The organism is Peribacillus phoenicis (genome assembly GCF_047238085.1).
GTDB lineage: Bacteria > Bacillota > Bacilli > Bacillales > DSM-1321 > Peribacillus.
In genome coordinates this window covers 2,565,778-2,579,657 of the sequence record NZ_JBDFMF010000001.1, presented here as the reverse complement: position 1 = coordinate 2,579,657, position 13,880 = coordinate 2,565,778, and the positions used below count along the sequence as shown (strand labels likewise).

Genomic DNA, 13,880 nt, shown 5'->3' with positions numbered 1-13,880 from the left:
ATGGGAGGTTTAATGGATGACTAGAAGTTTGCCTGAACAGTGGTGGAATCAATTATCTTTACCAGTTATCTCAGCACCTATGTTTTTAATATCCGGTCCTGAGTTAGTGAAAGAATGCTGTTTGAATGGGGTGATCGGCTCTTTTCCAGCACCGAATGCGCGTCCGATAGAGGTACTGGATCAATGGATGGGTGACATAAACGACACATTGATTGCAGCAAAGGCTAAAGAACCAGGCTCTAAGATTGCTCCATGGGCAATGAATATGGTTGTCCACCGTACATATAGCCGGCTTGAAGAAGAGTTGGAATTGGTCAAAAAGCATCAGCCTCCCATCGTCATTACATCATTAGGTTCACCCAAACATGTGGTGGATGTCGTACATAGCTATGGCGGCTTGGTCTTTTCGGATGTCAGCTCTGTGGATTTTGCAAAAAAAGCTGCGGAGTCAGGTGTGGACGGATTGATCTTGGTTGCCGCGGGAGCCGGTGGTCATGCGGGTGAGATAAATAGCTTTGCTTTCGTGGACAGCGTAAGGACATTCTGGGACGGAATCATTTTGCTTGCCGGATCCATCAGTACTGGTCACAGTATTTTGGCAGCTCAGGCAGCTGGAGCGGATCTTGCATATATGGGTACTCGTTTTATCGTGGCGAAAGAGAGCAGGGCAAATGATGAATATCGTGAAATGCTTGTCGATTGTGATCATGATGACATCATCTTGACTGATGCATTTTCAGGCGTTAATTGTAATATGCTGAAACCGAGCATCAGAAAGGAAGGCATGGACCCGGAACAATTAGCCAAAAAAGAAAAAGTCGATTTTGACAGCATGTCCAAACCATCGGAATCTAAAGCGTGGCGTGATATTTGGTCAGCGGGTCATGGTGTAGGGGCAATTAAAAAAATAGATACCGCTGCCGGCATCATTAAACAATTGGAAAAAGAGTATCAGGAGTCCTTGGAGAAATTGACCGGGCAGGCGGAAAAATTAAAAGGAATTATATCGAAATGATATGAAAGCGCTTTATTAATTATGCTAATATAGCTAACAAAAAGGGTATCCATTATGGATACCCTTTTTTGCCATGTAATATCAGAGATATTTCATGATAAGTTCGTAATCAGCTAAAAGGGCAATCTAAATAGGATATAAAGAGAAAAGCAGTAAATATACGATATAAGTCTGTGAAAAAATATTGATAAAAAGAAGGATAAATGTTATATTATTTTCGTGATACTGACCAAATGAACAATACGGTCAGTAATTATTGTTTGTTTAAAAATTATATATATTAAGGTGAACAAGAATTTAAATTATATATTGCAGAAGCAAATGACTTAATTATGTATTCTTCAATCAGTTTTCACCTAGATAGATTAATAAACGGCATATTCGCCGTATAGGAGGGCTTGGTAAGCGTGTTAAAATCTTTAAAGGGTGAATTTTTAGCCATAATAAAACATCCTATGATACTCATTTCCATAATAGGGATCATACTGATTCCTTTATTATATAGCGGCACGTTCCTGTGGGCATTTTGGGATCCATATGGTAAGGTCGACCAATTGCCTGTTGCCATTGTCAATATGGATGAGGGTGCGGAGTTCAATGACTCGGAACTTACAATAGGAAAAGATTTAGTCAAGGAATTAAAGGAAAAGAAGGATTTCGATTGGCATTTCGTCAGTCAAAAAGAAGCCAATGAAGGCCTCGAAAATCAAGATTATTACATGAAAATAGAAATCCCGAAAAACTTTTCGAAGAATGCAACGACCTTACAGGAGGACAATCCGGAAAAACTTGATTTAATTTATACGTCCAATGAAGGGTTCAACTATATATCGACTAAAATAGGTGACGCAGCTTCGGAGAGAATTAAAGGTGAGGTATCGTCAGCCGTTACGAAAACCTATGCGGAGTCAATGTTCGATAATTTGAACGAAGTGGCTGACGGACTCAAAAGTGCCAGTGATGGAGCTGGGGAATTGAAAGATGGGACAGATACAGTGAAGAACGGATCCAGTGAACTTGGTGAAGGGATTAACTCAGCTAAAGAAGGTTCCAAAAAAGTGGATGAAGGAATTGATTCCCTTCATTCAGGTTCTGTAGAAATCCACGAAAACTTGGAAAAATTAGCCGAAAAATCATTGACCTTTTCGAATGGGGTCGGTTCGGCGGCTGCGGGATCAAAAGAACTCAATCAAGGGTTACAACAGTTTAGCTCTGGTGTTGGACAAATGAAAGATGGGCAATCCGAGCTTTTGCAAGGAGCCAAGAAATCTGAAGCAGGAACTGGTGAATTGGCCTCTGGACTGCAGCAGTCATTAGAGGGCTTCAATCAAATAGAAGAAAAGCTGCCCGCTTTGACTGAGGGAGCAAATGGTGTAGCGGCTGGTGCTGCCCAGCTTTCAGGTTCATTGTCTGATTGGAGCGCAGCATCGAACGAAGCAAAAGCGGGGGCATCTGAAGTGTCGGCAGGTTTGGATGAGGTTATTTCCGGATTGAAACAACAATCTGAAGCTACAGATGATCCTGCGGAGAAAGCGCGTTTGCAGGAAGTGATTTCTTCTCTAACCCGCATCAGTGAAGGTAGTAAAGGAGTTTCTGAAGGAGTAGGGAAACTATCAGCCAGTGCAACTGAAATTGCTAAAGGCTCAAATAGCCTTAGTGATGGAGCAAATCAGTTAGGTGAAGGCACAAGTGCATTAAGCGGCGGTTTCACTCAATTAAAGCAAGCTCAGGATAAACTCGCCAATGGGGCGAATGAACTGAAAAATGGTCAAGGCCAATTGGTGTCTGGTTTGACAACATTTGGCGATAGTATAGATTCAGCGCAAAGTGGACTTGGACAGTTAACCGAAGGCAGCAATAACTTGGTAAGCGGGCTTGATCAGCTTGAAGATGGCTCCAAGCAATTATCAAGCGGAACCTCACAGCTTTCCGAAGGTTCGAAAGGTCTGGTTACGGGAACGGATAAGTTGAAAGAAGGTTCATCCAGCCTTACTAGCGGTATGGGAGAACTGGCGAATGGAGCCATTAAGTTGCAAGATGGAATCGCCAAACTTTCAGATGGATCTGCAGAATTACATGATGAATTGAATGATGGGGCAAACGAAGCAGGCAAGATAAAATCCAATGAAGAAGTATATGACATGTTTGCAAGCCCTGTTAAAGTGGATAAATTACCAATTAATAATGTACCGAACTATGGCACAAGTTTTGCACCATATTTAATTTCATTAAGTTTATTTATCGGGGCTATCGTTCTGACGATCATTTTCCCGTTAAGAGATCCTGCTGTTAAACCGGCGAGTGGATTTAGCTGGTTTATTAGTAAATACAGCGTCATGGCTCTCATAGGAATCTGTCAAGCCATATTGGTGGACTCGATTTTAATTTTAGGCCTTGGAATCAATGTTACGAGCCTGCCACTATTTTTTGCAGTAAGCATTCTTGCTAGCTGCACATTCATGGCAATCATTCAGTTCCTTGGTTCAGCCTTTGATAATCCTGGCCGGTTCATAGCATTATTGATTTTGATTCTTCAACTGACCAGCAGTGGCGGAACATTCCCAAATGAATTGGTTCCTGGCTTCCTGCAAGGGTTCACACCGTTCTTACCGATGACTTATTCTATTAATGCTTTTCGGGCAGTCATCTCAACAGGAGATTATAGCTTCATGTGGCATAATCTTGGCATATTGGCCATATTCCTCGTTGCTGCATTAATATTATCACTTCTTTACTTTATTTATCGGTATAAGAAATTGAACGGCGCGTTAAAAGAACAACAGGAAGAAGTAACTGTACAATGATAAAAAAAAACAGCGACCCGTCACGGGTCGCTGTTTTTTGATAAATATCAGGTAATAAGTGAAATGCAGGAATATAAAAGTGCCCCTAAAATAACACCAATTGTAAAGATATGTATTCATTTTCTAACGGGATGGGCAACGGTTGATTGTGACAAAACATTGGTGCAGCCTGAACAATGAAGTAAATATTTAAACGGCTATACCCTTGTCTTTTGAGATGCAGGTGCATATTTCTTCATCGGATTTTTTGCAATGACATCCTTTAAATAGGGATGGCCAGAAGGACCTGGTTTTCTCATAAGTTCCATTAGGTAAGAAATATCGTCCATGGCCCTGTGTGTTTGAAAATTGGTGATATTATGTGCCTGCAGTAATGTTAATAGTTTACTATTCTCAAATCCGTATTGCTTCCAAGGTACATTCCGCATCGTACAGAACCACTTTTGATCATTGATTTCCGGATACATTTGGTAGAGAAAACTTCTGTCGAAAGAAGCATTATGTGCGAAAATCGAATCGGTACGGGCAATGAAGGATTTAATTTTTTCATCGTGAAAACTTTTTCCTTCTACAGAGCTGTATGGAATTCCATGAATTCTGTATGCTTGATCATAATTCCTTCTTGCTCCAAAGGAGAGAGGCTCCCTTAAAAATGATTCTTGATCAATAAGATTAATGATTTCCCCTGTTTCACTGCTGTATGTAAAGAGTATAAGGGCAAGCTCAATAATTTCATCTGAAGAGGGACGTAAACCAGTTGTTTCTACGTCGAGTACTAAACCTAATCTATTAGACAATTTTTTTTCCTCCAGTTGGGTTACATTCTTCTATTATAGCTGACATAGAAGAGCTATTGAAGTGTAATGATCGTTTTAAAGGATTTGAAATTGGTTAAAGGCAAGGGTGAACTGACGATACTAAAAAAAGATAGAGATTTTAAGCAATCACTATCTTAGAGGCTACAGTTTTTTTTGCTTGTACAAATTTGGACGTTGATTTCCACTTCAGGCACTCGCTTTCCGCGGGCGGTCCGGGAGCCTCCTCGGCGCATATACGCCTGTGGGGTCTCCCTTGGACACACTATTCCCGCAGGAGTCTCGTACCTTACGTTCCAATCAACTATGTTTAAAAATTTAGATAGAACTCCTTTTGCCTACAAACTGAGATAGAAATTTTAAGCAATCTCTAACTTTTTTTATCCATTGAAGTTCATAAGCATTGCAAAATGCTTTCCAATTCATGTTCGGCAATTTGTACGAATTCTTCATTTTTTTGAAGGCTGAAAATGTTCTTGGATTGCCTTATATAGTGCAGTCCTTCTTCAGGTTGTTTCAGATGAACCAGATTCTTACCAGTTAAAAGATGGAGTTCCGCATATAAATATAACGATTCTATCGAATTACAAATGTTAATCCCTTTAAGAGTATGATTTAATGATTCCTGATAATAATGAAGTTCAGTCAATGTTTGTGCTAATCCATGAATAATCTTCACGATTATGGTACCTTCTTGATTCACATGGGGAATATTCTCGATAAATTCCAGTGCTTCATTGAAGATGGTGATGGCCTCTTCATAATTCTTCGTTTTAAAATGGATGATCCCGATACTATTTAAAACTTCTATCTCCTGTTGATGAAGAATGACCCGTTTACCCATCGTAATCTGAATGGCCTCATTCAATAATTCTATAGCCTTTTGTTTGTCATTGTATAAATAAAAAAAAGAGATACCTTCATGCCATTTTAAGAATTGATAAAATGATATCGATTTTTCCGGTGCAGTTGCCATTTCTTTTTGGACGATTTCATAAATTGCTTCATAATTACGTGTCCGTTTGTATTTGTTTACCAAAAGTTTAATGGTTTCTATGTAATTATAAATCGGTTCATTTTTGGAAGTGAAGAAATACGGCAGGTCAACTTTAAGTTTATCCGCAAAAAGTGCCAATTCATCAATGTTTGGAGAAGTGATGCTTCTTTCATAATCTGACAGGGCATTAGGTTCACATATATCGTTAGCCAGTTCTTCCCTTGTAAGATTTTGTTTTATTCGTAATTCGTTGATAACAGAGCCAACCTCTATTTTCATTACAATTGCTCCTTTGTACCTATGTCTAGAATTCTATTTTAACATAATTTAATTTTTATCAGTAAGATAATTGAAAGATAGTATGATATAACTACTTTGCGTATCCCTACCACAAAAAATTATGAATTACGTTTTTTTTATTGAAGCGAACTAATATGCCGTCTTATCAATAAAAAGTGAGAAAGGTATATAATCACGGATAATAGCAAGCATTAGATTAGGAATATAAGGATAAAAAAAGAGGCGGCAATCTGCCGCCTCTAACGATTTTAATTTCCAATGAATTGCTGGGTCCAATAGTGGGCGTATTTCCCTCCTGTCACATGCCCAATTCCAATATGTGTATAGTTCTTGTTCAGGATATTGGCCTTATGTCCGGGGCTATTCATCCATGATTTCATGACAGCATCCGCACTAGGTTGACCAGCTGCGATATTTTCCCCTGCGTACTCGTAGCTGATCCCAAAGGATTCCATCATATCGAAAGGCGATCCATAACTAGGGCTTGTATGATTGAAATAATTATTATCACGCATATCCTCAGATTTCAGAATTGCTACGTTAGAAACGGCTGTATCCATTTCAAGGGGAGGGAGGCCCGATTTTGAACGTTCTTCGTTAACTAAATTAAGAACCCGCTGTTCAACTGATTGACTTTCTTTTTGATTTACTGTGGTGTTGGATGCCGGAAGATTTATGATTTGTCCGATTCGAATTTGATTTACATCCTTTATAGCAGAGTTCGTTTTGAGTAATTCGTCAAGGCTGACATCATATTCAGAAGCAATTTTCGTTAAGGTGTCTCCTTTTGCCACCTCGTAAGTATTGGCTCCCATTGCAACTTTTGGAGATAGTAGGGATAGGGACAGTGCCGATATAAGGATGATTTTCTTCATTTTGATTCCTCCTAGTAGAATATCTGGATTGGAAGTATAGTATGCTATAAAAATAGTTTTGTGTAAAATTAGCTCATTGAAATTCTTGGTTGCTATGGGGAAAAGGTATCAAATGGGAACAGAATTATAAGGGTCCTTATAGCCCTGTAAGTGTTAATGGTAAACCAAAATCATAGGGCTTTTTGATAGAGCGGAAAAAATATATCATGCAGAAAAAGAATCATTTTACGATTGCTGACTATGTTGTCATGGGTAAATAATAAGGACATCAAAAATGATAAGTGGTTATATAACACTAAGTGAAAAAAATATCATCCTATTAGTACTTTTATTATTGTTTTGGCTGAAACGGATGGCTTAAAGTGCCATAAATCGTCTGGATTTGATTACAAAGGGAGGACATGAGGACTCGGCATTGTACGTTAAGGAAAGGCATTTTTCAAAAAGTATTGTCCATTAAGACAGGTATCTCTTCATCATGAATAGAATTAAGTAGACAGCTGAATATACGGAGGGATTCTTCGATGTGGTTTAAGGAATTGGAAACAGAAAGGCTGCATTTAATTGAAATAGGTCACCATCATGCCGAGAGTCTGTTTGAAATCCTCTCTAAAGATGAAGTGACCAAATATGATGGGATAGAAAGTTTAACTCTAGTAGAAGATGCCCGCCGCTTAATCGACTCGTTTAAAAGTGCTTATATAAACAAACGAGGGATGCGGTGGGGAGTCATTCTAAAGGATTCAGGCAAATTTATCGGTACTGTTGGCCTGCATCAATTGAGCCTAGCCAACAAACGCGCCGAAATAGGATATGAAATCCATCCTGAATATTGGAGGAAACACTTTACGTCTGAAGCTGTCAACGAAGTATTGCGCTATTGCTTTGAAGAATTGAGACTAAAAAGAATCGCCGCTTTAACTTTCAAGGATAATATTGCATCCAGAAACCTATTGAAGAAATTTGGATTTAAAGAGGAAGGCAGCCTCCGAAGTTATCTATTTCTTCGTGAACAGTCGCATGATGCCCTGGTATTTTCCTTGTTAAGCACAGAGTATTGCCAGTTAAGGCAACAAAGTGTTCAGGGATCAAATAGATTTTAGTTTAATATAGAAGATTGCAGCTGGCCCAAGTGCCAGTTTTTTTTTTGCAGATGATTTTATATCAGTAAAGGACAATATACATATTTTTCATGTTAAAATGGAATGCGGATTCATTAATCAGTCCGGCTGGACATAAAAAGGAGCAAAAATCATTGTGAAGATACTATTTCCGTTGCTTGCGGTCCTAGGCGGCATCACCATTGCCATACAAGGACAAATCAATGGTGGATTAGGGAAAAAAGTGGGGGTCATTGAAGCTTCTTTCATTTCATTTGGAATCGGGACACTCGCTTTATTATTTATTGTTTTGTTTGCAGGAAATGGAAATATTTCGGCGGTCGCGTCTGTACCAAAATGGCAATTGATAGGCGGACTGTTAGGGGCTATTTATGTCATTGTTATAATATTGGTTGTCCCTCAGATCGGAGTGGCACCTGCATTGGTCGGGGTTATCGCAGGCCAGATACTGATTGGGGCTGTCATTGACCATTTCGGTTTATTTGGAGGGGAACGCATCCCATTGGACGCAAAAAAGGTGGCAGGCATATGTTTACTTTTCGTGTCATTATATTTATTTAATCATAAATGAAGAAGGGTCATTTTTCATTGAAACGACGGGTACATATAGGGGAATATTTCTATTCCCCTATAGTTAATGCCTATTATTTGGAGATTGATTACAGAGAACTAAATATTTTAATGAAGTAATGCATTATCCTGCTAAAATATATTATTTGAGCGGGGATGGTTTGCTAGGAAAGTTGTCTTAGTAATCAACTTGATATGAATTATTAGAATATTTAGAAATAAATAGACGAGAGAACCTATATGAATACTGATTTAGAGGTGTTTGGAAAAACACCTGGAAGTCGGAAGTCCTTTTAGGTGATCATTTCTATTTACCTAGTATCTAGATCGAATTGATTAGCAATTAATTACTATATTGTGAAAAAGTACTCACCGGTTTATTGATTTTTTGATTTATTCGTAATATACTTAAAATTCAACATCTTTAATTCGAGGTATAGTATCCTTGGCGAGGTGAAAAAAAGGTGATTTTTTACCTAGTAAACTGCATTAATTGCTTTTTTAGGTAGAAATTAAGATTTATGCAAACGGTTCGCTAATTGTTTTGGGTGAATTTCTGCAATGAATGCTTCTACTTTTCCTCGCAATCATTATATGTACTATACGGAAGATTAATAGGTGTTAGAAGGATAATCTCTTAAATGGGAATATTCTAAGAAAGATTAAAGATGAGGGGGAATATTTTTTGAAAAAGTCTAAATTTTCAGTGCTTGCTCTTCTTATGGCCATCATGCTTATGCTTGCGGCGTGCAACGGCGGTTCGAAGGAAACTTCGAATGAAAAAGAAGGAGGCTCGGGTGACTCATCCGGATCAAAAGTATTAAACGTAAACAATTCGAGTGAACCTGGTTCGCTTCACCCTGCAAATGCTCAAGGTACTCATGAATCATGGATTCTTGAACATACGTTCGAGGGGCTGACAAAGAAAACAGAGGAAGGCAAAATCGTCCCTGGTTCTGCAGAATCATGGGAAATCAGTGAAGATGGATTAACTTGGACATTCAAATTGAAAGATGGTTTGAAATGGTCAAATGGAGATCCGCTTACAGCCAATGATTTCGAATACGCTTGGAAATATGCTTTGAAACCGGAAACGGCTGCAGATTATGCTTACCAACTTTATTATCTTAAAGGCGGGGAAGCATACAACAGTAAAAAAGGGAAGGAAGAGGATGTAGGAGTTAAAGCGACAGACGAACATACATTAGTCGTTACTTTGGAACAGCCTACACCATATTTCCTTGACTTGACTTCTTTCTACACTTTCTATCCAATCAATAAAAAGGTACAGGAAGAAAATCCAAAATGGGCTTTGGATGCAAAAACTCACGTTTCAAACGGGCCGTTCAAATTAACGGAATGGAAACATAAAGAAAGCCTGAAAATCGAAAAGAATGAAAATTACTACGATAAAGATAAAATCAAATTGGATGCAGTTAACTTTGCTCTAATTGAAGATGAAAATACAGCATGGCAAATGTATCAGAGTGGCGAATTGGACCTCGCTTATCCACTGCCAGTGGATATTCAAGGTCAAATGGTCAATTCTGATGATAAAGAATTCAAAATGGGCAAAGAACTTGCCGTTTACTATTACAACTTTAATACAGAAGTGAAACCTTTCAATAATGCTAAAGTAAGGAAAGCGCTTTCAATGGCTATCGAGCGTCAAAAAATCACCGAAAATGTTGCTCAAGGCGGACAAAAGCCTGCTTTCGGCGTAGTCCCTCCGGGTATTCCTGATGCATCTGGAGATTTCCAGGAAAATACAGGTAACCTATTTAAGGAAGATGTTACCGAAGCTAAGAAATTGTTAAAAGAAGGACTTGCTGAAGAAGGCATGAAAGAATTACCAGAGTTTTCAATTTTGTATAACACTTTAGATTCACACAAGAAAATTGCTGAAGCGGTTCAAGGAATGTGGCGCGATAACTTGGGTGTTGAAGTGACACTTGAAAATGCAGAATTCCAAGTTAAGCTTGACCGTGAAAAAGCTGGTGACTTTGAAATTTCCCGTGCAGGATGGGTTGGTGACTATGTTGACCCGATGACATTCATGCTTTGGGAAACGGACGGCGCGTATAATGATGCAGGTTGGTCAAACAAAGAATATGATAATTTATTAAAAGAAGCAAAATCTACAATGGATCCAAAAGAACGCATGGATGCTTTGCATAAAGCAGAGAAAGTCATGATTGACGAAATGCCGATCCTTCCGGTTTACTTCTATACAAAACCATATATGGTTAAATCGAATGTTACTGGAGTTTTTGCTCCAATTAACGCTTATCCGAACTTTATTTACGCGGATAAAAAATAATAGAAGGATAATAGTGAAATGGGAGGTATGTCCGATTAAGGACATACTCCATTTTTCAATTGCGAATTTGAATATTTCATGAATTCATTTCCGTTTTCAACTTCTTAGAAAATCGATGATTGGGGTGATTACCATGTTGAGATATACATTAAACCGTTTTAAATGGGCGATTATTACTTTATGGGCTGTTATTACATTAACGTTCATCATAATGCATACGATTCCGGGAAATCCATTTGCAAAAGAAGGAGCCATGCCTCCTGCTGTTTATGAAAACCTTCAAGTCCACTATGGATTGGACAAGCCGTTGTTGACCCAATATGGGAATTATTTATTGGAAGTCGTTCAATTTGATTTTGGTCCTTCATTGAAATCTTCATCCATTTCCGTGAATGATTACATTTTGAAGGGGTTTCCGGTGTCATTGCACTTAGGGGCACAAGCTTTGGTGATTGCCATCTTCTTTGGGCTCATTTTGGGTGTCGTGGCATCACTGAAAAGAAATAAATGGCCCGACTATTTATCAATGATCATTGCCATCGTAGGGATTTCCGTTCCTAACTTTATCCTGGCGACTATTTTAATCAATTATTTTGCAATTAAATGGAATATATTCCCTGTTGCTACATGGGCGACATGGCAGCATACCATTTTACCATCCATTGCCCTTTCCATGATGCCGCTTGCTTTCATCGCGAGACTGATGCGGACAAGCATGCTTGAAGTAATGGGGCAGGATTACATTTTGACAGCAAAAGCCAAAGGATTGAAACGGAGCGGTGTCATAATCAAACATGCGATTCGGAATGCGTTATTGCCGATTATCACGGTTCTGGGCATCCTTACGGCTAATATCGTGACAGGAAGCTTCATCATTGAACGTATTTTTGGTATTCCTGGCATGGGAGATATGTTCGTAAAGGGAATATCCAACAGGGACTACCCGGTGATTCTTGGTTCCACAATTGTGTATAGTGCGGTGCTTATTCTATTGATATTCATCGTTGATATAGCCTATACGTTGATTGATCCTAGAATTAAAGTGACGGGGGAGAAGAAATAATGGCAGATAAAGTGCATTTAACCGAAGATATGTTTCAACCCGCCGAAGGCAACTTTAAGGAAGCTGAAAAAATAGCAAGACCTACAGTTTCATATTGGTCTGACGTCTGGCGTCGATTTAAAGAAAATAAGCTGGCGATGACTGGATTTATTCTTATAATCCTCTTGGTCTTGATGGCGATTTTTGGTCCGTACATTAACGGATATACTTATTATGGACAAGATTTCGAGAAAAAGAATCTTAGCCCAAATAGCGAGCATTGGTTTGGAACGGATTCATCAGGAAGGGATCTATTTACGCGAGCTTGGTATGGTGCGAGGATATCCTTGTTCATTGGATTGATGGCCGCGTTGATTGACTTTTTAATTGGTGTCCTTTATGGCGGGATTTCAGCCATTCGCGGTGGACGCACGGATAATATCATGATGCGTTTCGCTGAGGTGATCTATGCGATTCCCTACCTATTGATGGTTATTTTAATGATGGTCGTATTAAAACCTGGTATTCTGCCAATCATCATTGCAATGTCGATTACAGGGTGGATTCCAATGGCGCGACTGGTACGGGGACAGGTTTTACAACTGAAAGAGAATGAATATATCCATGCTGCAACAATCTCTGGAGCCAATACGAGCTGGACTTTAAGAAAACACATGATTCCAAATACAATGGGACCGATCCTTGTCAATTTAACGTTGACTGTACCTACTGCCATTTTTGCCGAAGCTACACTTAGCTTTTTGGGACTGGGAGTTCCGGCACCTCAGGCAAGCTGGGGAACATTGACAAGTGATGCACTGGGAAGCATTCTGGTAGGGAATTTCTATCAACTTTTAATCCCGGCAATATTGATTTCCTTAACGATGTTCGCGTTCAATGTGGCTGGTGACGGATTGCAGGATGCCTTAGATCCAAAACTACGGAAATAATGAGTCCTAACATAATGATGTGATATTACTAGAATAGGAGGGACGATGATGGAGAACCTATTAGAAGTCAACGATTTACAAATCACCTTCCATACTTATGCAGGAAAAGTGCAAGCGGTTCGCGGTGTGAATTTTGACGTGAAAAAAGGGGAAGCCGTTGCGATTGTTGGGGAGTCCGGATGCGGCAAAAGTGTTACAGCGAAATCTATCATGAGATTATTGGAAACACCCCCAGCAGAGTATGGAAAAGGGTCGATAAACTTTGGCGGTAAAGACCTTCTTAAAATGAGTGAAAAGGAAATGCAGAAGATTCGTGGAAATGAAATCAGCATGATTTTCCAGGATCCGATGACTTCGCTCAATCCAACGACAAAAATCGGCAGCCAGATCATGGAAGGCATTTTAAAGCATAATAAAAACATGTCCCGAAATGATGCATACGAACGGGCGTTGGAAACACTGAAACTGGTAGGTATTCCACAGCCGGAAAAAAGGATGCAGCAATATCCGCATGAGTTTTCAGGTGGTATGCGCCAAAGGGCAATGATAGCGATGGCCCTTGCTTGTGAACCGAAATTACTGATTGCCGATGAACCTACAACTGCATTGGATGTAACGATACAAGCGCAAATTTTGGAACTGATGAAAGATATCCAACGAAGAATGGATACTTCCATCATTTTAATCACTCATGATTTAGGTGTGGTTGCGGAAACTTGTGAACGGGTAGTCGTCATGTATGCAGGCAAGGTTGTTGAGACGGGTACGGTAGAGGCTATATTTTCAAACCCGCAGCATCCATATACAAGAGGTCTGCTTAAAACGGTGCCAAGACTGGATATGGAAAAAACGGCTCCGTTAGTTCCGATTATCGGATCACCACCGGATTTATTGGATCCGCCAAAAGGATGCCCATTTTACCCAAGATGTGAATCAGCAATGAAAGTGTGCAAAGACCATGATCCGGAGCTTGAAGTAGTGGAAGAAGGTCAGACAGCCGCATGCTGGCTGCACCACCCGATGGCCAAGGCAGCACAGGTACAAGCACCGACTAATGTATAAAGGAGGAGA

11 protein-coding genes are annotated in these 13,880 nt (G+C 39.5%); 8 read left to right on the top strand and 3 right to left on the bottom strand.

Translation table 11 applies throughout. The annotated features are described in order from the left end of the window. The first annotated feature begins 16 nt into the window (after positions 1-16). Together ABC374_RS12630 and ABC374_RS12625 are read left to right on the top strand one after the other, a co-directional pair. Positions 17-1,015, top strand: a complete 999-nt coding sequence (locus ABC374_RS12630; RefSeq protein WP_350298961.1) for an NAD(P)H-dependent flavin oxidoreductase — start codon at positions 17-19, stop codon at positions 1,013-1,015. Positions 1,016-1,422: 407 nt separating this feature from the next. After that, complete coding sequence (locus ABC374_RS12625) at positions 1,423-3,819, top strand: YhgE/Pip family protein (RefSeq protein ID WP_413018107.1); 2,397 nt, start codon at positions 1,423-1,425, stop codon at positions 3,817-3,819. Between the two features lie 197 nt (positions 3,820-4,016). On the opposite strand, the gene ABC374_RS12620 is transcribed toward ABC374_RS12625, so the two are convergent. The 3 genes from ABC374_RS12620 to ABC374_RS12610 form a co-directional block, all read right to left on the bottom strand. Next, complete coding sequence (locus ABC374_RS12620) at positions 4,017-4,616, bottom strand: exonuclease domain-containing protein (protein ID WP_413018105.1); 600 nt, start codon at positions 4,614-4,616, stop codon at positions 4,017-4,019. Positions 4,617-5,028: 412 nt separating this feature from the next. Continuing rightward, positions 5,029-5,910 (bottom strand): helix-turn-helix domain-containing protein, encoded by an 882-nt coding sequence (locus ABC374_RS12615; protein WP_413018103.1) that lies wholly within the window; start codon positions 5,908-5,910, stop codon positions 5,029-5,031. A gap of 269 nt (positions 5,911-6,179) precedes the next feature. After that, positions 6,180-6,806 (bottom strand): CAP domain-containing protein, encoded by a 627-nt coding sequence (locus ABC374_RS12610; RefSeq protein WP_413018101.1) that lies wholly within the window; start codon positions 6,804-6,806, stop codon positions 6,180-6,182. A 524-nt stretch (positions 6,807-7,330) separates the two neighbouring features. Here ABC374_RS12610 and ABC374_RS12605 point away from each other — a divergent pair. From ABC374_RS12605 to ABC374_RS12580, 6 genes are all read left to right on the top strand, one after another. Next, positions 7,331-7,909 carry a GNAT family N-acetyltransferase gene (locus ABC374_RS12605; protein WP_413018099.1) on the top strand — a complete coding sequence of 193 codons (579 nt, stop codon included), beginning with the start codon at positions 7,331-7,333 and terminating at the stop codon, positions 7,907-7,909. A gap of 154 nt (positions 7,910-8,063) precedes the next feature. Further along, a complete protein-coding gene (locus ABC374_RS12600; RefSeq protein WP_413018097.1) occupies positions 8,064-8,498 on the top strand; it encodes a DMT family transporter in 435 nt (144 codons plus the stop codon). A gap of 684 nt (positions 8,499-9,182) precedes the next feature. Then, entirely contained in the window at positions 9,183-10,817 is a 1,635-nt protein-coding gene (locus ABC374_RS12595; protein WP_230175882.1) for a peptide ABC transporter substrate-binding protein, read from the top strand. A 133-nt stretch (positions 10,818-10,950) separates the two neighbouring features. Next, on the top strand, positions 10,951-11,880 hold the full coding sequence (locus ABC374_RS12590) for an ABC transporter permease (RefSeq protein WP_034311122.1): 930 nt from the start codon (positions 10,951-10,953) through the stop codon (positions 11,878-11,880). Continuing rightward, a complete protein-coding gene (locus ABC374_RS12585) occupies positions 11,880-12,809 on the top strand; it encodes an ABC transporter permease (protein ID WP_076369602.1) in 930 nt (309 codons plus the stop codon). Before ABC374_RS12590 ends, ABC374_RS12585 begins: the two co-directional genes overlap by 1 nt. 48 nt (positions 12,810-12,857) lie before the next feature. Continuing rightward, a complete protein-coding gene (locus ABC374_RS12580) occupies positions 12,858-13,871 on the top strand; it encodes an ABC transporter ATP-binding protein (RefSeq protein WP_350298954.1) in 1,014 nt (337 codons plus the stop codon). Positions 13,872-13,880 lie beyond the last annotated feature (9 nt).